General features: G+C 70.3%; 15 protein-coding genes and 3 pseudogenes. 12 read left to right on the plus strand and 6 right to left on the minus strand.

The features are described from left to right. Nucleotides 1–108 precede the first annotated feature (108 nt). Nucleotides 109–1,107, plus strand: a complete 999-nt coding sequence (gap, locus tag M2163_RS42825) for a type I glyceraldehyde-3-phosphate dehydrogenase (protein WP_280847463.1) — start codon at nucleotides 109–111, stop codon at nucleotides 1,105–1,107. A 53-nt stretch (nucleotides 1,108–1,160) separates the two neighbouring features. Here gap and M2163_RS42830 read toward each other — a convergent pair whose 3' ends face one another. Both M2163_RS42830 and M2163_RS42835 read right to left on the minus strand, forming a co-directional pair. Next, on the minus strand, nucleotides 1,161–3,188 hold the full coding sequence (locus M2163_RS42830; RefSeq protein ID WP_280896740.1) for a non-reducing end alpha-L-arabinofuranosidase family hydrolase: 2,028 nt from the start codon (nucleotides 3,186–3,188) through the stop codon (nucleotides 1,161–1,163). A gap of 53 nt (nucleotides 3,189–3,241) precedes the next feature. Next, nucleotides 3,242–4,843, minus strand: a complete 1,602-nt coding sequence (locus tag M2163_RS42835; protein WP_280896741.1) for a glycoside hydrolase 43 family protein — start codon at nucleotides 4,841–4,843, stop codon at nucleotides 3,242–3,244. Between the two features lie 374 nt (nucleotides 4,844–5,217). Here M2163_RS42835 and M2163_RS42840 point away from each other — a divergent pair, with 374 nt between their 5' ends. The 3 genes from M2163_RS42840 to M2163_RS42850 are packed head-to-tail and all read left to right on the plus strand — an operon-like array spanning nucleotide 5,218 to nucleotide 9,639. Next, nucleotides 5,218–6,864 carry an RICIN domain-containing protein gene (locus M2163_RS42840; RefSeq protein WP_280896742.1) on the plus strand — a complete coding sequence of 549 codons (1,647 nt, stop codon included), beginning with the start codon at nucleotides 5,218–5,220 and terminating at the stop codon, nucleotides 6,862–6,864. A gap of 58 nt (nucleotides 6,865–6,922) precedes the next feature. Then, a complete protein-coding gene (locus M2163_RS42845; RefSeq protein ID WP_280896743.1) occupies nucleotides 6,923–8,353 on the plus strand; it encodes a glycoside hydrolase family 43 protein in 1,431 nt (476 codons plus the stop codon). A gap of 29 nt (nucleotides 8,354–8,382) precedes the next feature. Continuing rightward, nucleotides 8,383–9,639 (plus strand): cellulose binding domain-containing protein, encoded by a 1,257-nt coding sequence (locus M2163_RS42850; RefSeq protein WP_280896744.1) that lies wholly within the window; start codon nucleotides 8,383–8,385, stop codon nucleotides 9,637–9,639. 54 nt (nucleotides 9,640–9,693) lie between these two features. Here the strand turns inward: M2163_RS42850 and M2163_RS42855 are convergent, their stop codons facing one another. Then, nucleotides 9,694–12,138: a SpoIIE family protein phosphatase gene (locus M2163_RS42855; RefSeq protein ID WP_280896745.1), complete on the minus strand. Its 2,445-nt coding sequence runs from the start codon at nucleotides 12,136–12,138 to the stop codon at nucleotides 9,694–9,696. Nucleotides 12,139–12,284: 146 nt separating this feature from the next. Then, nucleotides 12,285–13,910, minus strand: a pseudogene (locus tag M2163_RS42860) (alpha-L-fucosidase); the annotation flags it as partial. 319 nt (nucleotides 13,911–14,229) lie between these two features. On the opposite strand from M2163_RS42860, the gene M2163_RS42865 reads away from it, so the two are divergent. From M2163_RS42865 to M2163_RS42900, 8 genes and pseudogenes are all read left to right on the plus strand, one after another. Beyond that, the gene (locus tag M2163_RS42865; protein WP_280853999.1) at nucleotides 14,230–15,294 is read left to right on the plus strand and encodes a sugar ABC transporter substrate-binding protein; all 1,065 of its coding nucleotides are present in this window, start codon (nucleotides 14,230–14,232) and stop codon (nucleotides 15,292–15,294) included. A 45-nt stretch (nucleotides 15,295–15,339) separates the two neighbouring features. After that, nucleotides 15,340–16,902: a sugar ABC transporter ATP-binding protein gene (locus M2163_RS42870; protein ID WP_280896746.1), complete on the plus strand. Its 1,563-nt coding sequence runs from the start codon at nucleotides 15,340–15,342 to the stop codon at nucleotides 16,900–16,902. After that, nucleotides 16,895–17,932 (plus strand): ABC transporter permease, encoded by a 1,038-nt coding sequence (locus M2163_RS42875; RefSeq protein ID WP_280847455.1) that lies wholly within the window; start codon nucleotides 16,895–16,897, stop codon nucleotides 17,930–17,932. The genes M2163_RS42870 and M2163_RS42875 overlap by 8 nt, the downstream gene beginning before the upstream one ends. Before the next feature lie 95 nt (nucleotides 17,933–18,027). Continuing rightward, nucleotides 18,028–19,353 carry an enolase C-terminal domain-like protein gene (locus tag M2163_RS42880; protein WP_280896747.1) on the plus strand — a complete coding sequence of 442 codons (1,326 nt, stop codon included), beginning with the start codon at nucleotides 18,028–18,030 and terminating at the stop codon, nucleotides 19,351–19,353. A 341-nt stretch (nucleotides 19,354–19,694) separates the two neighbouring features. After that, nucleotides 19,695–20,748 (plus strand): annotated as a pseudogene (locus M2163_RS42885) (alcohol dehydrogenase catalytic domain-containing protein). Continuing rightward, complete coding sequence (locus tag M2163_RS42890; protein ID WP_280847452.1) at nucleotides 20,745–21,506, plus strand: SDR family oxidoreductase; 762 nt, start codon at nucleotides 20,745–20,747, stop codon at nucleotides 21,504–21,506. The pseudogene M2163_RS42885 and the gene M2163_RS42890 overlap by 4 nt, the downstream one beginning before the upstream one ends. 16 nt (nucleotides 21,507–21,522) lie before the next feature. Then, nucleotides 21,523–22,561: pseudogene (locus M2163_RS42895) on the plus strand (sugar kinase). A 215-nt stretch (nucleotides 22,562–22,776) separates the two neighbouring features. Then, nucleotides 22,777–23,499, plus strand: coding sequence for a FadR/GntR family transcriptional regulator (locus M2163_RS42900; RefSeq protein WP_280847450.1), 723 nt, complete (start codon nucleotides 22,777–22,779; stop codon nucleotides 23,497–23,499). 28 nt (nucleotides 23,500–23,527) lie between these two features. Here M2163_RS42900 and M2163_RS42905 read toward each other — a convergent pair whose 3' ends face one another. Both M2163_RS42905 and M2163_RS42910 read right to left on the minus strand, forming a co-directional pair. Then, nucleotides 23,528–23,980 (minus strand): DUF5707 domain-containing protein, encoded by a 453-nt coding sequence (locus tag M2163_RS42905; RefSeq protein ID WP_280896748.1) that lies wholly within the window; start codon nucleotides 23,978–23,980, stop codon nucleotides 23,528–23,530. Nucleotides 23,981–24,117: 137 nt separating this feature from the next. Next, entirely contained in the window at nucleotides 24,118–25,305 is a 1,188-nt protein-coding gene (locus tag M2163_RS42910; RefSeq protein WP_280896749.1) for an acyl-CoA dehydrogenase family protein, read from the minus strand. Nucleotides 25,306–25,473 lie beyond the last annotated feature (168 nt).

Raw genomic sequence — 25,473 nt, forward strand, 5'->3', positions numbered from 1 at the left:
CTCCGAAGAGGTCGCTTGGCGCGATCCTTTTGAACCGTGGCGATCGCGCCACTGTCAGCGGGCAAGGCCGCGCGCGAGCCTGGTGGGCACAGGGAAGGGACACCATTCATGACTCGCATCGCCATCAACGGATTCGGCCGTATCGGACGCAATGTGCTGCGCGCGCTCCTCGAACGCGACAGCGCCCTGGAGGTCGTCGCCGTCAACGACCTCACCGAGCCCGCCACCCTCGCCAGGCTGCTCGCCTTCGACAGCACGGCCGGCCGCCTCGGCCGCCCGGTGACCGTCGACGGGAACACCTTGGTCGTCGACGGCCGTCGCATCGCCGTGCTCGCCGAGCGCGAGCCGGCGCAGCTGCCCTGGGCCGAACTCGGCGTCGACATCGTGCTGGAGGCCACGGGCCGGTTCACCTCGGCCAAGGCCGCCCGCGCCCATCTCGACGCGGGCGCGAAGAAGGTCCTCGTCAGCGCGCCCTCGGACGGCGCCGACGTCACGCTCGCGTACGGGGTCAACACCGAGGCCTACGACGCGGACGTGCACACGGTCGTCTCCAACGCGTCGTGCACCACCAACGCGCTCGCCCCGCTGGCGTCGGTCCTCGACGAACTCGCAGGGATCGAGCACGGCTTCATGACCACGGTGCACGCCTACACCCAGGAGCAGAACCTCCAGGACGGCCCGCACCGCGACGCCCGCCGCGCCCGGGCCGCCGGGGTCAACATCGTGCCGACCACGACCGGTGCCGCCAAGGCGATCGGCCTCGTGCTGCCGAACCTGGACGGCAAGCTGTCCGGCGACTCGATCCGCGTCCCGGTGCCGGTCGGCTCCATCGTCGAGCTCAACACGACCGTCGCCCGCGACGTGACCCGCGAGGACGTGCTCGCCGCCTACCGCACCGCCGCCGAGGGACGCCTCAAGGGCGTCCTCGAGTACTCGGAGGACCCGCTGGTCTCCTCGGACATCACGGGCAACCCCGCCTCGTCGATCTTCGACTCGGCGCTCACCCGGGTGGAGGGCCGCCATGTGAAGGTCGTCGCCTGGTACGACAACGAGTGGGGCTTCTCCAACCGTGTGATCGACACGCTTGAGCTCCTGGCCAACGGCTGACCGGACCCGTGCCGGTGATGACCCCGACGGGAGGGATCATCACCGGTACGCGGTCAGCAGGTCGAGTTGGTCTGGGTGAGCAGGCCCAGCCGCCACGGGAGGCTGTTGTAGTCACCGCCGGCGTTGGGGTCCTTGCCCTGGTACAGGTACTGGAGCCGGCAGGCGGGGATCGTGAGTGTCTGGTCGTAGCCCGCGCGGATCATCTCGCCGTGACTGATGTCGCGGGTCCAGGCACCGGAGGGGAACGTCACGTTGCCCGACTTGGCGAACGGGTTGCTCTCGGACGCGGCCAGAGGTGACCAGGAGCCGGCGAGGCTGCTGGAGGTCCAGGAGCGGAAGTAGCGCCGGCCGTCCGAGCCGATGGCCTCGACGAGGAGCAGGTACTGGTTGCTGCCCTGCACCTTGTAGACGTTGCTCGCCTCGAACATCGCGTACTTGGAGTCCTGGGCCGCGATGACGGTGTCGGTGAACCCGTTGGGGAACTGGCCGACGCTCGTCCGGGAGCGGTACAGGTGTCCGTTGTCGTCGGAGGAGAACAGATAGCAGTTGGCGCTGTCGCAGATCACCCACATGTCGACCCAGTAACCGTTGCCGATGTTCTGCCGGATGATGTCCGGCATCGACGAGTAGAAGTTCTTCGGGGCGCTCCACCCGTTGGGGTTGCTGATGTCGGGATTGGTCGAGTACGACGCGTTGCCGGTCTGGTAGACGAGGTACCACAGGCGTTGCGGCGCGTTGTAGAAGACCTGGGGCGCGGCCCGGTAGCCGGTGCCGATGGCGGTGCGGTCCAGGTAGTGGTGGGTGGCCGAGCCGGCCTGGGACCAGTCGGAGAAGCTCAGGTACACCAGGTTGTACCCGGCGGAGTTCGCGGTGCTCGCGAACACGTGGTACTTGCCGTTGTAGTAGACGACCGACGGGTCCTTGATCCCCGCGATGTTGTGCGTCGAGTCCGGCTTCGGCGCGATCAGGGCGCCGCTCGAACTCCAGCGGAAGGAGGAGGGGAGCGCCGCGGCGGACCGGGGCGAGGAGAGGGCCGTGCGCTGGGCCGCCGCACTTCCGCCCAACGCCGTGAGCGTCGACTGGTAGGCGGCCTTCTTGTTCCCGTTCCGGTCGAACAGCAGCGGGTTCTCCCCGCTGCGCCAGGAGTCGCTGTCGCGGATGCCCCAGACGGTGATGCCGGTGCAGCGTGCCACGTTCATGCAGGCCCGCACCGTGTTCGCGTACGCGGTCGGCGGCGCCTGCGCGATGTCGAGCTCGGTGATCTGGACGTCCACGCCGAGCGCGGCGAAGCTCGACAGCGTCGTCTGGAAGCTCGACGGCGGCCCGCCGGTGCCGAAGTGGGACTGGAGGCCGACGCAGTCGATGGGGACGCCCCGGGACCTGAAGTCGCGGACCATGCGGTAGACGCCCTGGGTCTTGGCGTCGTTCCAGTTCTCGATGTTGTAGTCGTTGTAGCAGAGCTTGGCCGACGGGTCGGCCGCCCGCGCAGTGCGGAAGGCCTCCTCGATGAATCCGGTGCCCAGCACGTCCCGGAAGACGGAGCTGCGCATCTGGCCGCTGCCGCCGTCGGCGAAGGCCTCGTTGACCACGTCCCAGGCGTAGATCCTGCCCTTGTAGTGGTTCATCACCTGGGTGATGTGGTTGTTCATGACGCTGCGCAGGGTGCCCGCGTCCCTGATGGAGCTGACCCAGCCGGGCAGTTGGCTGTGCCACACGAGCGTGTGGCCGCGCATGCGCTGGCCGTGGGACGCCGCGCGGTTGACGATCTGGTCGCCGGGACCGAAGTTGAACGAGCCACGGGAGCGCTCGACGGTGTCCCACTTCATCTCGTTCTCCGGGGTGACCGAGTTGAACTCCCGGTCCAGGATGCCGGTGTACGTGCCGTCACCCAGCCTTCCGGCGGCCACCGCGGTGCCGAAGTACCGTCCGGACTGGGCCGCTTGGGCTCCCAGCGTGGAGGCCAGGACCGCGTCCGGTGCGTCGGGGGCGGCGGTCGCGGCCGTCGGCGTCACCAGGGCGCCGACGGCCAGCAGGGCTAACGCCGAGGCTCGGCGACGGCCGAGCCGCGTGAGCGGGTTCATGGTTCTCCTCTACGGTGTGCGGGGGGTTGGGTGGTGCGGTCGAAGGGATCGGGTCAGGGTGTCGACAGCTCGAAGCGCAGGACGCGGACCGAGCCGCCGAGCGCCTGGGTGGCGTGGTTGAAGAGGGCGAAGCGGTAGCCCATGAAGAACCGCCAGTCGTTGCCCATCGAGAAGGTGGGGCCGAGGCGGGTGAAGTTCGTGCCGTCGGTGCTGTAGGAAAAGGTGCCGGGGCGTGCCGAGCCGGGGCGGATGTCCGCGTTCGCGCGCAGCCAGAGGCGGCCGCCGGAGACGGGTGCGCTCGCGGCCTCGGTGCCGGTGCCGGTGGTGTTCCAGTTGCCGTCCATGGTCAGGCCGTTGACCATGGCCACCCGGGTCGCGCCGCCCTCGCGCTTGACGCCGATCCATGCGGAGGAGTCACGCAGCAGCGCGAGTCCGGCCCGGTCGCCGTCCCGCATCGCCGAGAAGTCGAGCTGGACGGTTGCGGTGGAGGTGGGCCCCTGGATGCGGTGCGTGAGGGTGTTGCGGGCCCAGTACAGGTCGTTGGTGACGGTCGCGGTCCGCAGGGTCAGTCCGTTGTCGACGGACCACTTGGTGTTGTCCGGGTTGTGGTTCCACTCCCACCTCGGCTTGAGGCTCGTACCGTCGAAGGTGTCGACGCCGGTCATCGGGGTGACCTGGCGTGGTGGGGTGGGCACTGCGGGGCTGGGATAGGACGTGCCCCACGCGCCGTTCACGAGTTGGACGACGGGCCAGCCGTCCGCGGTCCACGTGACCGGTGCCAGGGCGGGCATCCGGCCGCCGGGGTAGGCGTCGACGAAGGCCATGTAGTACCAGGCGCCGCCCTGGGTCTGGACGAGTCCGCCCTGGTGCGGGACCCCGCCGCCGGGGATCGGCCCGCGCAGGTCGAGGAGGACCTGCCGCATGGTGTAGGGGCCGAAGGGGCCGCTCGACGACTTCAGGATGTACTGGCCGTTCGCGGGGCGGGTCAGGAAGATGTAGTACTGCCCGTTGATCTTGTAGAAGCGGGAGCCCTCCAGGGTCCCGACGCTCGACGGTGTGGTGAAGACCTGCTGGGTGCGGACCTGGGTGCGCCCGTCGGGCGAGAGCTGGGCCACGCTGATGGTGGTGTTCCCGTACGCCACGTACAGCGTGTCGTCGGTGTCGACGAGCAGTCCCGCGTCGTAGTACGGGGTGCTGATCGTGGTGAGCCGGTTCCACGGCCCCTCGACGGCGGCGGCGGTGTACACGTACGTCCTGGCGAAGTCGATCTGGCCGAGCCAGTAGAAGGTCCTGTTGCTCGGGCGGTAGGCCAGCGACGAGGCCCAGATGCCCCGGACGTAGCCGCGTGCGCCGTTCAGGTCGTACTTGGCGCCGAAGTCGAGGACGGGCACCGAGTGGCCGGCGATCTCCCAGTTCACCAGGTCGTAGGAGCGCAGGACGGGCGCTCCGGGCGAGTAGTGCATCGTCGAGGCCGAGGCGTAGTAGGTGTCGCCGACGCGGATGACGTCGATGTCCGCGAAGTCCTGCCAGATGACCGGGTTCGTGTAGGTCGCGGCGGCTGTGGCGGCCGCGGCGGTCCTGGGGGATCCGGTCAGGGGCAGGAAGGCGCCGGTGACCAGGCCGGCGCCGGCGGCCAGCGCCTGTCGGCGGCCCATGGATTGATGAGAGCATGACATATCAAACCCCTGTTCGAAATTGCGAACGATGGTCGAGCGGGGGACACCCTGGATCGTAGGTGGTGGAGAGCTCCCGTCAATATGTCTCGCATGATTCGTCGCGAGCACCGAAATGTTTCGCCATCTGGCGACCTGATGAAGCCGCATCGGGGGAAATTCGGCACGACTGGGGCGGTTGACAACCTCAGCAACCTCCCTAGTATCCGTGGCGGCGAACGTCCGGAAAGGAGTCGAAATTTCGAATACAGCGAACTGTCATGTACCTGCCATAGATCGATGAGTGCGCTCCAGTCATCCACTGTCTGACGTCGGCATGCCGACCACCGCAGCACCCGCACCGAAAGGAATCCACCGTGCCCAGACGAACGGGCAGACAACTGCTTCGTGTCCTGGCGGCCACCGTCCTGACGGTCGCCGCGTCCGTCACGGCCGCGGCCCAGACCACCGCCACGGCCGCGCCCGGCAGCCCGGCGCTCACTCCACCGCTCGGCTGGAACAGCTGGAACAGCTTCGGATGCGGGGTGACCGAGACGCAGGTCCGGCAGGCCGCCGACGCGATGGTGTCCTCGGGCATGCGGGACGCCGGCTACCGGTACGTCGTGGTCGACGACTGCTGGTTCGACCCGCAGCGTGACGGGGCGGGCAACCTGCGGGCCAGTCCGACCAAGTTCCCGAGCGGGATGAAGGCCCTGGGGGACTACATCCACGGCAAGGGCCTGAAGTTCGGCATCTACCAGGTGCCGGGCGACCGCACCTGCGCGCAGACCAGCGGTGCCTATCCGGGTTCGACCGGCAGCAGAGGACACGAGGCCCAGGACGCCGCCACGTTCGCCTCGTGGGGCGTCGACTACCTCAAGTACGACTGGTGTTCGTCGAGCGGTACCCGCGACGAACAGGTCGCGCGGTTCACGCTGATGCGAGACGCCCTGCGTGCCACCGGGCGGCCGATCGTGTACAGCATCAACCCCAACAGCTTCCACGCCATCACCGGCGCCACGTACAACTGGGGCGAGGTCGCCGACCTGTGGCGGACCACCGAGGACCTGCTCGACATCTGGCAGAACGGCAACACCAACAGCTATCCGATGGGCGTCGGCAACGTCCTGGACATCACCGCGCCGCTGGCGGCACAGTCCGGCCCGGGCCACTGGAACGACCCCGACATGCTGGTCGTCGGCCGCCCGGGGCTGTCCCTGACCGAGTCCCGCTCGCACTTCGCCCTGTGGTCTTTGCTGAGCGCACCGCTCATGGCCGGCAACGACATCCGCACCATGTCCGCCGACGTGAGCGCGATCCTGCGCAACCCGCGGCTGCTCGCGGTGAACCAGGACGCGCTGGGCGCGGGCGGGCGCAGGGTGCGCGACGACGGCGACACCGAGGTGTTCGCCAAGCCGCTGTCCGACGGCTCGGTCGCGGTCGGTCTGTTCAACCGGGGCGGAGGCACCGCGACGGTCAGCACCACGGCCGCGCAAGTCGGCCTGTCCGGGGGGCCGTTCACCCTCACCGACCTGTGGACCGGTGGCACGTCGAGCACGTCCGGGCAGATCTCGGCGAGCGTGCCCGCGCACGGCGTGGCCGTGTTCCGGGTGAGCGGTGGCAGCCCGCTGGCCGCCACCACCTCACGACTGCGCGGCAACGGCTCCGGCCGCTGCGTGGACGTGGACAACGCCTCCACCGCCGCCGGGGCCACGGCACTGATCTGGGACTGCCACACGGCCGCCAACCAGCTGTGGACCACGTGGGCCGGCGGGGAGATCCGCGTCTACGGCGACAAGTGCCTGGACGCCTACAACCAGGGCACCACCAACGGCACCCGGGTCATCACCTGGCCCTGCAACGGCCAGGACAACCAGAAGTGGACCGTCGGCTCCGACGGGACGATCCGCAACACCCGCGCCGGGCTGTGCCTCGACGTCAACGGGGCCGCCACCGCCAACGGAACCCCGCTGGTCCTGTGGACCTGCAACGGCCAGGCCAACCAGAAGTGGACCCGCACATGAGGGGCACCGAGCACCGGCCGGCAGCCCGTCCACCAGCCAGCGTCCCCCGGAGGCCACGATGACGACGGCTCGACCGTCACCCCCCGCCGGCACGAGGCTCACCCGGGCAGCGGCCTGGGTGGTGGGTCTGCTCCTCGTGCTCACCGTCGTCCCCGCCGCGGTGCAGCCCACCACGGCCCGGGCCGACAACCCCATCGTCCAGCACGTCTACACCGCCGACCCGGCCCCGCTGGTCCATGACGGCCGCGTCTACCTCTACACCGGGCACGACGAGGACGGCTCCACCTACTTCACCATGAAGGACTGGCGGGTCTGGTCCTCCGCCGACATGGTCAACTGGACCGACCACGGCTCCCCGCTCGGCCTGACCACCTTCAGCTGGGCGTCCGCCGACGCGTGGGCGGGACAGACCGTCGAACGCAACGGCCGGTTCTACTGGTACGTGCCCGTGAAGAACCGGGCGACCGGCCGGATGGCCATCGGCGTCGCGGTGTCGGACAGCCCCACCGGACCGTTCCGGGACGCCCTGGGCCGTCCGCTGGTGGAGAACGGCGAGATCGACCCGACCGTCTTCATCGACGACGACGGTCAGGCCTACCTCTACTGGGGCAACCCGAACCTGACGTACGTCAGGCTCAACGCCGACATGACCTCCTACGCGGGCAGCCCCACCAGGATCCCGCTCACCACCGCGGGGTTCGGCACCCGCACCGGTGACCCCAACCGCCCCACGCTGTACGAGGAGGGCCCCTGGGTCTACAAACGGAACGGTCTGTACTACCTGGTGTTCGCGGCCAAGTGCTGCTCGGAGTTCATCGCCTACTCCACGGCGCCCGGCCCGACCGGGCCCTGGACCTACCGCGGGACGGTCATGCCCACCCAGGGCAGCAGCTTCACCAACCACCCCGGAATCGTGGACTTCAAGGGCAGTTCGTACTTCTTCTACCACAACGGCGCGCTCCCGGGCGGCGGCGGCTTCACCCGCTCGGTCGCGGTGGAGAGGTTCTCCTACAACGCCGACGGCACGATCCCGACGATCAACATGACGAACTCGGGCGCCCCCCAGGCCGGCACGCTCAACCCGTACGTACGCCAGGAGGCCGAGACCATCGCCTGGGGCTCCGGGATCGAGACCGAACCGTCCACCGAGGGCGGGATGAACGTCGGCTGGATCGAGAACGGCGACTACATCAAGGTCAAGGGCGTGGCCTTCGGGGCGGGCGCTTCCTCCTTCACCGGGCGCGTGGCCTCCGGCAGCGGCGGCGGCACCGTCGAACTGCGCCTCGGCTCGCCGAGCGGGACCGTCGTTGGCCGGTGCGGGGTGCCGGGCACCGGGGGCTGGCAGACCTGGACGACGGTGACCTGCCCGGTGAACGGGGCGACCGGAACCCAGGACCTCTACCTGCGGTTCACCGGAGGCAGCGGCTACCTCCTCAACATGAACTGGTGGCAGTTCACGCCCGCCCCGCAGAAGGGAGTTGCACGATGACAAGGACCAGGTCCCTCTTATGGCCCGCGATGGTCGCGGTGCTGCTCGTGCTCAGCATGGGCGGCACGGCGCTGGCCGCCGGCCAGGGCGCCGGCAGCCGGGCCACGGCCTCCGGCACGGCAGCCGCACCCCTGCGCACCGCTGCCGCCAGCCCCGGCTGCGGCAAGGCACCCGGCCTGACGAGCGGTACGTACACCATCCAGAGCGGAGGCAAGAACCGGAGCTTCATTCTGCGGGTCCCGGACGGCTACGACCGTACCCGCGCCTACCGGCTGGTCCTCGGATTCCACTGGTGGGGCGGCACCTCGACCGACGTCGCCACGGGCCGCACCGTGGAAACGGGCACCTGGGCCTACTACGGGCTCCAGCGGCTGGCGAACAACAGCACCGTCTTCGTGGCGCCCCAAGGCCTCGACAACGGCTGGGCCAACTCCGGCGGCGAGGACGTCACCTTCGTCGACGACATGCTCCGGCGCATCGAGACGGACCTGTGCGTCGACACGACCCAGCGCTTCGCCCTGGGATTCAGCTACGGCGCCGCCATGTCGTACGCCCTCGCGTGCTCGCGGGCAACGGTCTTCCGTGCGGTCGCGGTCCAGAGCGGCGGGCAGCTCAGCGGATGCGACGGCGGCACCCAGCCCATCGCCTACCTCGGAGTGCACGGCCTGCGGGACAACGTCCTCGGCATCTCCGGCGGACGGGCGATGCGGGACAGGTTCGTCAGGAACAACGGCTGCACCGCCCAGAACCCGCCCGAGCCCGCACAGGGCAGCCTCACGCACCGGATCACCACCTACGCGGGCTGCTCCGCGGGACATCCGGTCGCCTGGGCCGCGTTCGACGAAGGGCACATCGCCGCTCCGCAGGACGGGGCGCCCGGCGACAGCGGCCGGACCTGGCTGCCCGCAGAGGTGTGGAAGTTCTTCACGCAGTTCCAGACCTCAGACCCGCCGCCGGGAACGGCCACCTGCCGGGTCACCGACACCGTCAGCGCCTGGAACAACGGTCTGACCTCCAACATCACACTCACCAACACCGGCACCACCGCGATCGACGGCTGGTCCCTGGTCTTCACCCTGCCCGCCGGCCAGGCCATCACCTCCGGCTGGAACGCGGACTACTCGCCCGCCTCGGGCCAGGTGACGGCCAGGAACCTCGCCCACAACGCCACCATCGCACCCGGCGCGTCCGTGGGCATCGGCTTCCAGGCCGTGCACACCGGCAACACGGCCGCGCCGGGTTCCTTCACTCTCAACGGCACCGCGTGTGCGGTCACGGGGGGTTGACCGATGCGATGAGGCGGGGGCGGTCAGGTCGTGGTGTCCCGTCGCGGCCAGGGATCAGGGGAGGGACTGTGCGCACCAGATCGTTTTTCCGTACGTGGTGTGCCGGGTGCCCCACCCCTGGGTGAGCTGGGCGACGAGGAGCAGACCCCGGCCGCCCTCGTCGAAGGCGCGCGCCCGGCGCAGGTGCGGGGCGGTGTTGCTGGCGTCGGAGACCTCGCAGATCAGGGAGGTGTCACGGATCAGCCGCAGCCTGATCGGGGGCGCCCCGTACCGGATGGCGTTGGTGACCAGCTCGCTGACGACGAGTTCGGTGACGAACGCGGCCTCCTCCAGGCCCCAGGCGTCCAGTTGGTCGAGGGTGAACTTCCTGGCGCGCGGCACCTGCGCGGGGTCGGGCTCGATCTCCCAGTCGGCCACGTGCCGGGGATTCAGCGCGTGCGTGCGTGCGAGCAGCAGGGCGGCGTCGTCGGTACGGCGCTCGGGGAGCACGGCGTTCGTCACCGTGTCGCAGAGGTCCTCCAGTGAGGTGGCGGACTGGTTCAGCACCCGTAGCAGTTCGGTGACCCCCTGGTTGACGTCACGCTCGCGGCTCTCCACCAGCCCGTCGGTGTAGAGGGCGAGCAGGCTGCCCTCGGCCAGCTCGATCTCCGTCGCCTCGAACGGCAGCCCACCGACGCCGAGCGGGGGCCCCGGTTGGGCGGGCACCGGGGTCTGGGTGCCGTCCGGGGAGATGACCAGCGGCAGCGGATGGCCGGCGCTCGCCAGCGTGAAGCGGCGGGAGACCGGGTCGTAGACGGTGTACAGGCAGGTGGCCCCGAACTCACCGGTCGGCTGGAAGGGCCCGGCGGGCTGGAGGTCGCTGGCAAGGTGGAGGACCAGGTCGTCCAGGTGGGTGAGCAGTTCGTCCGGCGGCAGGTCGACGTCGGCCAGTGTGCGGACCGCCGTGCGCAGCCGGCCCATGCTGGCCGAGGCGTGCAGCCCGTGGCCGACCACATCGCCGACGACCAGGCCGACCCGGGCGCCGGAGAGCGGAATGACATCGAACCAGTCACCGCCCACCTCCGCGGCGGCCCCGGTGGGCAGATAGCGGGACGCCACCTCGAGCGCCTCCTGGTTCGGCAGTCGCTGCGGCAGCAGGCTGCGTTGCAGGGTCAGGGCCGTCGCACGCTCGCGTGAGTACCGGCGGGCGTTGTCGATGGCGATGGCCGCCTTGGCGGTCAGCTCCTCGGCGAGCATCAGGTCGTCGGCGGTGAAGGCCTCAGGGCGGTCGCTGCGGGAGAACACGACGACGCCGAGCAGCGCGCCGCGGGCCCGGAGGGGCACGGTGATCCGGCCGGTCAGCCCGTCCGCGGCGAGGGACCCGTCGATCAACGGGTTCCCCGGCGGCCAGTGGGCCGGGTCGGCGGCGAGTCCGGGCCCGAAGGCCCATTCCCCGCCCTGGCTGGGTTCGGCGGCGAGCTGGACCGCGGACCGGCCGGTGATCATGCAGCGGGCGGCGACGGACTCCGGAGCATGGCTGACCGGCATCGCCGGCCCCGCACGCCGGTCGATGCCCTCCCGCGCACTGTGCCGGGCGGCCCGGCGGAGCGTGAGGGTGTCGCCGGGAGCGAACGTCGCCGGGGAGGGCGGTTCCTCCCCGCGCAGCACCTCGTCGAAGAGGTCCACGGTGACGACGTCGGTGAATCCCGCCACCGAGGTGCCCGCCAGTTCCTGGGCGGTGCCGACCACGTCGAGTGTCCGTCCGATACCGCTGCTGGCCTCGTTGAGGATGAGCAGGCGTTGCCGGGCCCAGTACTCGGCGCTCATGTCGAATCCCCAGTTGGCGACCGCGCGGACCCTGCCCTCGGCATCCCGTACGGGCCAGATGCTGGTGGCCCAGGCGTTGGCGTAGTCGCTGCCGCGCGGGCGGAAGACGGTGATCAGACGTGTGGGCTCGCCCGTCCTCGCCACCTCGGCGAGGGCGTCGGTGTAGGGCTTGTCGTCCCGTTCGGGAAACAGTGAGCGGTCGAACTCGGGAAGCACCTCGCGGTACTTCCTGCCGAGCACCTGCTCCTCGGAGTGCGCGATCACCCGGCCCGAGGAGGCGTTGATCCACAGGAACCGCAGCTCGGGGTCGTAGACCCCCAGAGCGAAGGGACTCTGCTCGAAGGCTTGGTCGGCGATCACCGGGCGACGTTCCCAGCGCTGGAGCGTCACCACATGACCCAGCGCCCGGCCCTGCGTGCCGCCCAGCGGGTGAGCCGTCACCACGGCGTCCACCGTGGAACCGTCCCGGTGGCGCAGGGGGACGGGACTCGTGTGATCCGGAGCGGCGGCGAAGCTGTCGGGGAAGCCCGGTGGCGGGGGAGCGGCCAGCAGATCGGTCACCGGGCGGCCGACGGTGTCCTCCGCCGTCCAGCCCAGCAGCAGCCGACCGCTCTCGCTCCAGCCGCTCACCAGGCCGTCCGCACCCACCACGAGCGCGGCAGCAGGGGCATCCTTCTCGTCGGCCATGTCCATCCCGACGCCTCCGTCCGGACAGCCGTGCCCCTCAGGGCTGGTTTCCAGCGGCTGCTTCCAGCGTAGATCCCCTTCCGCCCGACGGCGCCTCGACCGGTACGGCGCCGATTGGTGCCGCCGTTCCAGGCGGCCGCCCCCCGCCTTGAGGAGGTGCCGGTGCAGTTGTCGCCGGAGTGGCCGATCACCTGGTAGCCGGGGGCCGGGCGAAGGGAGGAGGTGTTCCGGGTGCCGTACAGGGCGGAGGTTCCGGTGCAGCCGACGTTCGTGAAGGCGACGGCGCCGACGAGGGGCCGTATTCAGGGGATGGCGCCGGAGAAGGTGAGCTTCAACGCGTAGGCGTCCGCGCTGTACGGCGCCGAGGACGGCAGGGCGACCGTGAGACCGGAGGAGTTCTGGGCCGGCGTGGGCAGGTCGATGTAGGTGCCGGCGGTGGAGCCGAGGAGCTGCACGGTGGTCAGCGAGGAGAGGTCGATCCGGTCCGAGCCGAGCGTCTTGATCGTCAGTGAGCTGCCGGGCCAGCCCAGGACGGTGGCGTACAGGACGTTGCCGGCCTTGTTGCGGGTGAAGCGGATGTCCTGCGCGGTGCCGGCCGTCGGGTTGGTGAAGGCGCCGCCGCCCATCTTCGTGGGGCCCTCGCCGTACACCGTCCAGGCGCGGGTCGAGTACACCGACTCGCCGAAGCGCCTGAGGTGGTCGCCCATGCCGAGGAGAATGTCCTTCTGCGCCTGGGGAATGGTGCCGTCGGCCATCGGCGCGATGTTCAGCAGCACGGTGCCGTTCTTGCTGACCCGGTCGAGGAACGAGTGCAGCATCTGCTGGACGGTGTAGTAGCCGATGCCCTGCGTGTAGCACCAGCTGGAGCTGGAGATGCTGTCGTCGGTGAGCCAGTACGGGCTGGTGAGGTCGGCCGGGCCGCCGCGCTCGTAGTCGAAGACCTCGCCCTTGCCGTTCATGCCGTCCTTGTACGTGGCGACGACCTCGCGGCCCCAGGCGCCGGCCTGGTTGTAGTAGTAGGAAAGGAAGTCGAGGCGCTGCCGCTCGTCGACCGCGTCCAACTTGAAGTCCTGCCACAGGATGTCGGGCTGCGCCCGGTCGATGACCTCCTTCAGCTTGTCGTACCAGAGCTGGTCCTGCTGCGTCCTGTCCAGCTGGCCGTAGAGCTTCTTGAGGCTGGGGTCGGTCTGGGCGGGGGCGAACTCGTAGAAGCCGTTGTAGTGGTAGGCGTGGTGCATGGCGACCAGCAGCTTCAGGCCCTTGGCGCGGATCGCCGTGGAGAACAGCCGCAGCAGGTTCAGCCCCGGCCCCTTGTCCACCGAGTTCCACTCGTTGACCTGGCTGTCCCACATGGAGAAGCCGTCATGGTGCTCGGCGACGGGGCCGGCGAACCTGGCGCCCGCGTCGACGAACAGCTGCGCCCACTCGTCGGGGTCGAAGTTCCCGCCCGCCGACTTCAGTCTCGGCGCGAACTGCACGAAGTCGCCCGCCAGGTTACGCGCCCCGTCGATGAAGTTGTGGTACGGCCATGCCGAGGGCGAGCCGTAGGTCGCGAGGTGGTGCTGGTTGGCGCTGTCCCCGCTCTCGTACATGGTGCGTGGGTACCACTCGTTGCCGTGGGCGGGGACGCTGAAGACGCCCCAGTGGAAGTAGATCCCGAACTTGGCGTCCTGGAACCACTCCGGAGCCGGCGGGTGCTGGTCCACCGAGCTCCAGTCGGGTGTGTACACGGTGGGCGCGGCTTGGGCGACACCGGTACCGAACGTGGAGCTCGACATGACACATCCCTGGGGGCGGAGGGGACTGGGGGGAATGCAGGGCCAGGCATGAAGGTCGGCCATACCGCCCTGGCGTGTCAACCAGGTACAGAGATGAAAGTTGCTGATTGATGGGATGGATCTTGCTCTCAAGGTGTGACCTCTAGAGGACAAACAATCGTAAAACGGTCCTTGTTCCGCGATGTTGCGCCGAGGTCTGGACGTGATCTTCGAACGCCTCTATAAACATCCCATCTCTACTGCGCGGCGATACACGGATGTCGTCCAGGCGCAACATCTCCCGCTACGGGACCGGCGCGAGGAAGCACCGATGAGACCGATGAGACTGAGCACCGCCTTCTGTTCCGCCGTCGCCGCCCTGTCCGCACTGGCGCTGCTCAGCGCGTGCGACAGCGGCTCCACCACGTCGGCGTCGTCGGGTGGCGCGCCGCTGGTCGGCGTCGACTACCCGCGCTCCGACACGGACTTCTGGAACTCCTACATCAAGTACACGCCCGAGTACGGCAAGCAGCTCGGCCTCTCCCTCAAGACCACCAACTCGCAGAACGACGTCGCCAAACTCACCGCCAACGCCCAGACGTTCATCAGCCAGGGCGTCAAGGGCATCGCGATGGCCCCGCAGGACACCGCCGCCGTCGCGCCGACCCTGGCGCAGCTGGAGGCGAAGAAGATCCCGGTCGTCACCGTGGACACCCGCCCGGACAGCGGCAAGGTCTTCATGGTGGTGCGCGCCGACAACCGCGCCTACGGCGAGAAGGCGTGCCAGTACCTCGGTACCAAGCTCGGCGGCAAGGGCAAGGTCGTGATGCTGGAGGGCGGTCTCGACTCCATCAACGGCCGTGACCGCACCGAGGCGTTCAACGACTGCATGAAGAAGCACTACCCCGGCATCAAGGTGCTCGGCGAGGCCACCAACTGGGACGGGGCCGTCGCCGCGCAGAAGCTGCAGACCGACCTGACCGCCCACCCGGACATCAGGGGCGTCTACATGCAGTCCAGCTTCGCCCTGTCCGGCACGCTCCAGGTCCTCAAGCAGAAGGGCCTGCTGGTCGGGCCCGAGGACAGCAAGCACGTCTTCGTCGTGTCCAACGACGGCATCCCCGAGGAACTCAAGGACATCGCGGCGGGGAAGATCGACGCCACGGTCTCCCAGCCCGCCGACCTCTACGCCAAGTACGCCCTGTACTACCTCAAGGCCGCGATCGACGGAAAGACGTTCAAGCCCGGCAGGACCGACCACGGCAGCACCATCATCCAGGTCCGCGACGGACTGCTGGAGGACCAGCTCTCCGCCCCGCTGGTCACGGCCGACGGCGGCACCTACGGCGGCGTGCCCAGCGTCAGGAGCGACGACAAGTCGCTCTGGGGCAACAACCTCGGCTGATCGCCGCACGTGCGGGCAACGGCTCACGAGAACAAGGCGGTGGAGATGAGCGACGGGCAGCGAGCAGTTCCTCCCGCGCCCGCCCCGGCGGGCGACGGACGGATCCCGACGGGTCCGCCCGTCGTGGAGGCGACGGGCATCGTCAAACGATTCGGTCCGACGGTGGCCCTGGACGGCGCCCGGATCGTCATCAGGCCGGGGGAGACACACGCGCTCGTCGGCCGCAACGGAGCCGGGAAGTCGACCCTGGTGTCGGTCCTCACCGGCCTGCAGTCCCCCGACGAGGGCACCGTCGCCTTCGGCGGCCGACCCGCTCCCCGGCCCGCCGACCGCAACGCCTGGCGGCAGCGCGTGGCCTGCGTCTACCAGAAGTCGACGATCATCCCGACGCTGACCGTGGCCGAGAACCTCTTCCTGCACCGGCACGACCGCGGGCCGGGCCGGCTCATCAGCTGGCAGGCCACCCGGCGCCGCGCCCGGGACTTGCTGGCGACCTGGTCGGTGGACGTCGACCCGAACACCCTCGCGGGCGAACTGAGCGTCGAACAAAGGCAGTTCGTGGAGATCGCCCGGGCACTGTCCTTCGGCGCGCGCTTCATCATCCTCGACGAGCCGACCGCCCAGCTCGACGGGGCGGCGATCAACCGGCTCTTCGACCGCATCCGCGACCTGCAACGGCAGGGCGTGACGTTCCTGTTCATCAGTCACCACCTCCAGGAGGTCTACGAGATCTGCGACATGGTGACGGTCTTCCGCGACGCCCGGCACATCGTCACGGCGCCGGTCGCCGAACTGCCCCGCTCCGACCTCGTCGCCGCCATGACCGGTGAGGCGGCGGCCGACCGGCAAGGGGAACGGGCCGCCACCCTCGTCCCCGGCGCCGGGCCCGCACTGCGTGTGCGTGGCCTGCGGGGCGAGGTCTACGACGACGTCGGCTTCCAGGTGGGTGCCGGTGAGATCGTCGGCCTCGCGGGCGCCGCCGGCAGCGGTCGCACCGAGGTCGCCGAGACGGTCGTGGGGCTGCGGGCGGCAGCCGCGGGCCAGGTGGAGATCGCCGGGCGCCGGCCCCGGCCGGGCAGCGTGCCCGCCGCGCTCGCCGCCGGCGCCGGGTTCGTCCCCCAGGACCGGCACCACCAGGGCTTCGTCCCCGGCATGTCCGTCGCGGACAACGCCACCCTGTCCGTGCCCGAGCGCCTCGGCCCGAACGGGTTCCTCAGCCGCAGCCGCCGCGACCGGATCGCCAAGGGCATGATCGAGTACCTGGCGATCAAGACCCCCGGCCCCGAACTGCCCGTCTCCGACCTGTCCGGAGGCAATCAGCAGAAGGTCGTCATGGCCCGCGCCCTGGCCAACGACCCGCGTCTGCTGGTCCTGATCAACCCGACCGCGGGGGTGGACGTGCGCTCCAAGGAATTCCTCCTCGGCAAGGTCGAGGAGACCGCCCGGACCGGCACCGGAGTGCTCATCGCCTCCGACGAACTCGACGACCTGCGCATGTGCGACCGGGTCCTGGTGATGTTCCAGGGCCGGGTGACCTCCGAGATCGCCCGCGGCTGGCACGACCACGACCTCGTGGCCGCGATGGAAGGAGTGGACCTCAATGCCTGAAACCGTCCTCGCGGACACCGCCGCCCCCACGAAACCCGAGGCGAGGCGGACCACGCTGCTCGGTGGCCGGATACCCCTGGCCCGGCTGCGCGACCTCGCGCTCGTCCCCGCCATCGTGGTCATCGCGATCGTCGGCCAGATAGTCAACCCGGTCTTCCTCCGGACGGACAACCTCGTCAACGTCCTGCAGACCATGTCCGAGATGGCCCTGCTGGTCCTCGCCCAGACGATGATCCTGATCGTCAGGAAGATGGACCTGTCCCTGGAGTCGACGATGGGCCTCGCGCCCGGGGTGGCGGCCTGGCTGGTGGTGCCGACCGGCGCGGGACACGGTCTGGGACTGCTGCCCGGCGCCTGGTCGATCCCCGTCACGCTCGCCGTGGGCGCGGTCGTCGGCGTACTCAACGCGCTGCTGATCATCCGCTTCGGCCTCAACGGCTTCATCGTCACGCTCGGCATGCTGATCGTGCTGCGCGGCGTCCTCACGGGCATCTCCGGCGGCCAGACGTTCTTCCAGCTGCCGGAGTCGATGCTCTACCTCGGCACCGCCGAATGGCTCGGCATGCCCGCCTCCATCTGGATCTGCCTGGTGCTGTTCGCCGCCGCGATCGTGGTGCTCGGCTGGACCAGCTTCGGCCGCTCCCTGTACGCCATCGGAGGCAATGTCGACGCGGCGAAGGCGGCCGGCATCCGGACCGACCGGGTGCTGTGGATCGTCCTCGTCACCGGCAGCGTGCTCGCCGCGCTCGCCGGACTGATGCTCTCCGGACGGCTGGCCTCCGTCGCCTCGGCCCAGGGAAACGGCTACATCTTCACCGTCTTCGCCGCCGCCGTCATCGGCGGGATCAGCCTCAACGGCGGCAAGGGCACCATGTTCGGGGCGTTCTGCGGCATCCTGCTGCTCTTCCTGATCCAGAACGTGCTCACCCTGGGCGGTGTACCCGCGCAGTGGATCGGCGCCCTCAACGGCCTGATCATCCTGGTCGCCCTCGCCATCTCCCGCATCACGGGCGGCAAGGTCCAGGACTGACCCGCGCGGCCGAAGCCCCCTGGCCTTCCGCCGCCGCCCCACCCTTCCGCCGCAGTGGGTCCGTGTGCCCCGCCTGCTCCACAGGAGTTGCCGCCATGTCCTCCTCCGTGCCCGCATCCGCCCGCATCATCGCCCTGGACGTCCTCGACGTGCGCTTCCCGACGTCCGAGCACCTGGACGGGTCGGACGCGATGAACCCCGAACCGGACTACTCCGCCGCATACGTCGTCCTGCGCACCGACGCCGGCGACGGACTGGAGGGCCATGCCCTCGCCTTCACCACCGGCCGCGGCAACGATGTCCAGGCCGCCGCCGTCGCGGCCCTCGCCCCGCACGTGGTCGGCCTCCCGGTCGAGACGGTCTGCGCAGACCTCGGCGCGTTCTCCCGCTCCCTGGTCCACGACCCGCAACTGCGCTGGCTGGGCCCGGAGAAGGGGGCCATCCACATGGCCGTCGGGGCCGTGGTCAACGCCGCCTGGGACCTGGCCGCCAAGCGCGCGGGCAAGCCGGTGTGGCGCTTCCTCGGCGAGATGACCCCCGAGGAACTGGTCGCCCAGGTCGACTTCCGCTGGCTCAGCGACGCCCTCACCCCCGAGGAGGCCCTGGAGATCCTGCGCCGCGCCGAACCCGGCCGTGACCGGCGCATCGACCGGCTGCTCGAACGCGGCTACCCGGCCTACACCACCACCCCCGGCTGGCTCGGCTACTCCGACGAGAAACTGGCCCGCCTGGCCCGTGAAGCCGTCGCGGACGGCTTCACCCAGATCAAGCTGAAAGTCGGCGCCTCCCTGGAGGACGACGTACGGCGCATGCGCACCGCACGCGAGACGGTCGGCCACCAGGTCCGCATCGCCGTGGACGCCAACCAGAGATGGGACGTCCGGCCCGCCATCGACTGGATGCGCGCCCTGGCCCCCTACGACCCGTACTGGATCGAGGAACCCACCTCCCCCGACGACATCCTCGGCCACGCCGCGATACGCAGCGCCGTCAGCCCCATCAAGGTCGCCACGGGCGAGCACATCGCCAACCGGGTCGTCTTCAAGCAGCTCCTCCAGGCCGGCGCGGTCGACATCGTGCAGATCGACTCCGCCCGGGTTGGCGGCGTCAACGAGAACATCGCGATCCTGCTGCTCGCCGCCAAGTTCGGCGTGCCGGTCTGCCCGCACGCCGGAGGGGTGGGCCTGTGCGAGATGGTCCAGCACCTGTCGATGTTCGACTACGTCGCCGTCTCCGGCACCATCGAGGACCGCGTCATCGAGTACGTCGACCACCTGCACGAGCACTTCGTCGACCCGGTGCGCATCGCCGACGGCCACTACCTCGCACCGACCGCGCCGGGACTCAGCGCGCAGATGCACACGGACTCCCTCAAGGAGTACGCCTACCCCGACGGCCCCGTCTGGTCCGCCCGTGTCTGACGGCCGCCGTACGCCGGGAGCCGTCCGCCCGCCGCCCGACAAGAAGGAGAGGACACTCCCGTGCTCCTGACCGGACTGCTGCATCCGGGCATCCTCGAATCCCTGGCCGAGCCGGGTCACGGCGCCCGCGTCCTGCGCGCCCTGCCCGTCGAGGCAGCCCACGTGATGGTGCCGCCACCGCGTTCTACGGCCTTGCGCCCGTCGCCGCACAGGGAGACACGACGGCCGGAACGAGCTGATCACACCCCACCGAACATCGTGCCGAACCGCGCAGCACACATCGCCACGGATGCCGAGCCCTCGGTGTCCGCCCCCGGTCTGCGCCGAAAGGACTCTGCCCCGTGACACTCGCCGTCCGCTATCTGTCCGCCCGCACCCTCGACACCGCACCGGCCTCCAGCGCACCGCCGGGACCTGGTGAGGTGGAGCTGGCTCCCGCCTATGTCGGTATCTGCGGCACCGATCTGCACATCTTCCACGGTGACATGGACGCCCGGGTGTCCGCGCCGGCGGTCCTGGGGCACGAGATGTCCGGGCGTGTGGTCCGGGTTGGGCCGGGCGTCTTGGACTGGCAGGCGGGTGACGCGGTCACCGTGATGCCGCTGCGCTGGGACGACACCTGCCCGGCCTGCCGCAACGGACACCAGCACATCTGCCAGCACCTGGACTTCATCGGCATCGACTCCCCCGGCGCGATGCAGCAGCGCTGGACCGTGCCCGCCGCCACCCTGATACGGCTGCCCGCCTCGCTCCCGCTGGAGCGGGCCGCGCTCGTGGAGCCCACCGCGGTGGCGGTGCACGATGTGGGCCGGGCCGGGGTGCGCGAGGGCGAGCACGTCGTTGTGGTCGGCGGCGGACCGGTCGGCGTCCTGATCGCCCTGGTCGCCCGGGCGGCGGGGGCGGATGTGCGGGTGGTGGAGCTGAGCGCCCACCGGCGTCTGCTGGCCCAGGAGTTGGGGCTTGCGGTGTGGGACCCGGCCGCCGAGGACCTTCCCGCACTCGTCCGGGACTGGACCGGCGAGGCGGGCGCGGACGTCGCTTTCGAGGTGTCGGGGGCGGCGGCAGGTGTGGACAGCGCGGTCGAGGTGCTCGGGGTGCGCGGCCGGCTGTGTCTCGTCGCGATCCACTCGCGGCCCGCGCGAGGTGAACCTGCACCGCTTCTTCTGGCGCGAACTCACCCTGGTCGGGGCCCGGTTGTACGAGCGCAGTGACTTCGAGAAGGCCGTGACCTTGGTGGCCGACGGGACCATCCCGGCTGACCGGCTGATCAGCAAGGTCGTGCCGCTCACCCAGGCACCGGCCGCCTTCGAAGCCCTGGAGGGCGGCGGCGACGTGATGAAGATCCTGGTGGACTGCACCACCGACACCGACGAGACCCAGGGGGCTGCCGTATGAACGCCTTCGACCTCACCGGACGGCTCGCCGTGGTCACCGGCGCCCGGCGCGGCATCGGGAGGGCCATGGCCCGCGCCCTCGCCGAGGCCGGCGCGGATGTCATCGGCGTGAGCGCCAACCTGGAGCCGTCCGGCAGCGCGGTCGAGAAGGAGGTGACCGCCGCGGGCCGCTCGTTCGAGGCGATCCGCACCGACTTCGCCGACCCCCAGGCCGTGCGGGCGCTGGGCGCGGACCTCGCCGGGCGCAAGCGTGCGGTGGACATCCTGGTCAACAACGCAGGCACCATCCGCCGCGCCCCCGCGGCCCAACACACCGACACCGACTGGGACCTCGTCCTCCAAGTCAACCTGAGCGCCCAGTTCACCCTGGCCCGCGCCCTCGGCGCATCCATGGTGGCCCGCGGCCAAGGGAAGATCATCTTCACGGCCTCCCTCCTCAGCTTCCAGGGCGGCATCACCGTGCCCGGCTACACCGCCGCCAAGCACGGCATCGCCGGGCTCACCAAGGCGCTGGCCAACGAATGGGCACCGCACGGCGTCAACGTCAACGCCCTCGCACCCGGCTACATCGCCACCGACAACACCCAGGCCCTCCAGGACGACCCGGCCCGCAGCAAAGCGATCCTGGACCGCATCCCCGCCGCCCGCTGGGGCAACGCCGACGACCTCGCCGGCGCCACCGTCTTCCTCGCCTCCGACGCCGCCAACTACATCCACGGCACCATCCTCCCCGTCGACGGCGGATGGCTGGGCCGGTGACGGAGAGGAGCATGTCGTGATCGACGCGGTCGCCCTCGGCGAGGTGATGCTGCGTTTCGACCCCGGTGAGGGCCGTATCCGGACCGCCCGCAGCTTCCAGGTGTGGGAGGGAGGCGGCGAGTACAACGTCGTACGCGGACTGCGCCGCTGTTTCGGGCTGCGCACCGCCGTCGTGACCGCGCTCGCCGACAACGCGGTGGGCCGGCTCGTCGAGGACCTGATCCTCCAGGGCGGTGTGGACACCTCACTGATCCGATGGGTCTGCGACGACGGCATCGGGCGGACCGCCCGCAACGGCCTCAACTTCGTCGAACGCGGCTACGGCATCCGCGGCGCGCTCGGAGTCAGCGACCGCGCCCACACCGCCGTGTCCCAACTCCGCAAAGGAGACGTCGACTGGGACGCCATGTTCTCGGCCGGGGTGCGCTGGTTCCACACCGGCGGCATCTTCGCCGGCCTGTCGGACACCACGGTCGACGTCCGCCGACGAGGCGATGGCCGCGGCGCGCCGCCATGGCGTCACGGTCTCCTACGACCCCAACCACCGCCCCAGCCTCTGGGCAGGCCGCGGCGGCGCCGAGCGGGCCCGCGAGGTCGACCTGCGACTCGCCCGGCAGGCCGACGTCGTGGTGGGCGCTCTGGGCCTGGCCGGGACGTACCCGGGGCAGGCCCGCGTCGGTGTCGACGAGGTGGCGGACGCGCTGGCCGCGGTGTCCGGTCTGCTGCCCCGGGCGAAGGTGCTGGCGACCACCCTGCGCGAGGTTCCCTCGGCCGGGGTCAACGACTGGTCGTCGGCCGCCTGGTCCGCCGAAACGGGCTTCGTCACCGGTCCCCGGATGCCCGCTCTGCAGGTCCTGGACCGCATCGGCTCCGGCGACGCCTTCGCCGCCGGTCTGATCCACGGACTGCTCGGCGGCACCGGACTGGAGCGGGCCCTGGCGTACGGCACCGCTCACGGCGCGCTCACCATGACCACCCCCGGGGACGTGTCCATGGCCTCGCTCCAGGAGGTCGAGGCGCTCATCGCGGGCGGATCGGCCCACGTCAGGCGCTGAGGCGGGCCGAGCCCACCCGACGACGCGATCGTCTTCCCGCCGACGCGTCCCAGTATCATCAACGTCGCCCTAGGCGTGCGGACTCCCGAACAGGTCGGACGGAACGTGGAACACCGTGATCAGCACCTCTCCGGCGGCCTCCCGGGCGCTTTCCGGCCTCGGGGCCCGATCAGGCCGGAGGCGCCCGCTGCGCACGGTGGGGGGAGGGATGAGCGGTGTCTCTGACGGACAAGGCCATCGAGGACATCCGTGAGCTGATCCGGACCGGTGCGCTGCCCCCGGGTTCGAAGCTCCCGCCGGAGCCCGACCTGGCCGCCCAACTGGGCCTGTCCCGCAACCTCGCCCGTGAGGCGGTCAAGGCCCTGGCCGTGGCCCGGGTCCTGGAGGTCCGCAGGGGCGACGGCACGTATGTGACCAGCCTCCAGCCGAGCCTGCTCCTGGAGGGGCTCGGTGGCGCGGTGGAACTGCTCCAGGGCGACTCGGTCGCGCTGCAGGACCTCATGGAGGTACGGCGGCTGCTCGAACCGATGGCCACGGCTCTCGCCGCCACCCGGATCTCCGACGCCCAACTGGACGAGGTGAAGCGGCACCTGGACGCCATGCGCGAGGCCAGCGACGACGTCGCACAGCTCAACGCCCACGACGCCGCCTTCCACCGCGCCGTCGTCTCGGCCACGGGCAACGAGACCCTCCTCACCCTCCTGGAAGGGATCTCGGGCCGCACCCTGCGCGCCCGCATCTGGCGCGGTCTGATCGACGACAAGGCCGCGGGCCGCACACTCGCCGAGCACGAGGCGATCTTCAAGGCGCTGTCCACCCGTGACTCCGCCCTCAGCCAGGCCGCAGCCCTGCTGCATGTCAGCAACACCGAGCAGTGGCTGAGGGAGCACCTGCGCTCGGGTGAACCCCTTCCGTTCGGGACGACAGTGCACAAGTGACGAGCGGACGCTCACGCGCTTGTCCGGGTCAGCCCACCTTGAAGGCGGCCGCCTCGGTGTCCAGTGTCGTGTCGCCGTTCTCGGCGGTGGCCAGGACGGCCACGTGCCACAGGCCCCGCGGGGACGCGTCGGCGTCGGCCCGGGTGACGGCGACCCGGTAGCTGCACCGCTCGGTGTCCCCACCCGAGGGCTTGCAGACGGCCGACTCCACGGCGGCCATGTCCTTGGCGGTCAGCCCCTTCTTCGCGAAGGACGAGTTCGCGGGCCAGGCCAGCACCTTCACGCTCTTGAGCCCGGAGGACGCCGTGACGTCGGTGGTGAAGGCCAGCGAACCGTCGCGGTCCCCGTCGGGCGCGGTGTAGCGGGCCGTGCTGTGCGCCAGCGCCGGCGACCGGTCCCCGGCGTAGGCGAGGGCGAAAGCACCCGCACCACCGAGCACGACGACACCGGCGACCACGGACACAACGATACGACGCGACATGAGGATTCCCCCGACGGTTCAGTTGGATCACACCGGCACCTCTGGTGGCGCCGTGCACCCATCCTGGCCGCGCGGCGGGCAGCGGGTATGAGCACGTGTACTCAACTCCCGCCTGAGTAAAGCGAGCGGTGGTTCACCTAGAGGAACGGCGTGCCGGCGTCCAGCCCCGACAGCACCCTGCCGTACAGCTCCAGACTGGCCGCGGGGTTGACGAAGGAATGCAGGTTCAGGGCGTTGAGGTCCCGCACGGCACGCTGGAGGGGGACGTCCAGGCGCAGTGACGACGCGCCGGACGCGGAACCGATCAGATCCACGGCCTCCTTGCACAGCCGCGCCACATGGCCGCTCTGGGCGCGGATGCGCGCCCGTTCCCGTGTCGTGTACTGGTTGCCTCCGGCTGCCCGGGTGTCGATCAGCGAGACGAAGTCGTCGGTGAGCAGTTCGGCGCAGGAGATCTTCATCGCGGCCTCGGCGAACTGCAGATGAGTCAGAGGGGCTTCGTGCTGATGCTCGTACACCGTGTAGGTGATGCCCCGCTGGTGGACGCGTTCGCCGAACTCCTCCAGCGAAGCCCTGGCCGGCCCGAGGGCGCCGGCCGCCGTCCAGACGCAGAACAGCAGGAGGACGGGCATGCCGTAGAAGGGGTCGGCGCTGTTGAGCCGGGACGGGAAGGAGCCGGCCAGCAACGGCCCGAGGGGCAGTGCCCGGTGGGCCGGGACACGGACGTCACGGGCCACCACGCTGTTGCTGCCGCTCCCGGCCAGACCGGACACGTGCCAGTCGTCGAGCACGTCGAGCTCGGCCATCGGAACGGCCGTCCACAGCAGCTCCGGCGGCCGGCCGTCCCCGGAGTCCGCCACCGCGGTCAGCAGGTGCCAGTCGGAGTCCTGGCAGCCGGTGGCGAACGGGGAGGTGCCCTCGACGACGTAACCCCCTTCCACCGGACGGGCCTTCGCCTTCGGGACGAGGGTGCCGCTGACCCGGACGCCGGGGTCGGCGAAGATCTCGTCCTGCGCCTCGTCCGGGAAGAGCGCCGCGATGAACGCGCACCCGGCCTGGATCAGCGTGGTGAAACCCGTGGACCCGCAGGCGGCGGAGATCTCGCTCAGCACGTCGACCTGGGTGCGGGCCGAGGACTGGTAACCGCCGTAGCGGCGGGGGATGTTCATGCGGTGGACCCCCGCCTCCGTCAGGGCGGTGACGACCTCGCCGACCACCCGGCGTTCCCGCTCCGTGCGCAGGGCGTGCGCACGGATGAGGGGCTGAAGTTTCCGTACCCGTTCGACGAGTTCGGTGTCCGAGTGCGGTGCGGATGAACCAGCCAAGGCAAGACCTCCGAGCCCGATGCGCGCGGGGGAAACCCTCACCGTGACGCCGAACGCGGTGGGTGTCAACGCCCCCTTCAGGCCGTCCTGTCGATACCGTCTCGCTTCCCCGATACATCGGATGGATGGCGGGAGAAGGTCTGGGCCTGCTGACGTGCGAATCTCGGC

Origin of the sequence: Streptomyces sp. SAI-135, from assembly GCF_029893805.1 — a bacterium.
GTDB lineage: Bacteria > Actinomycetota > Actinomycetes > Streptomycetales > Streptomycetaceae > Streptomyces.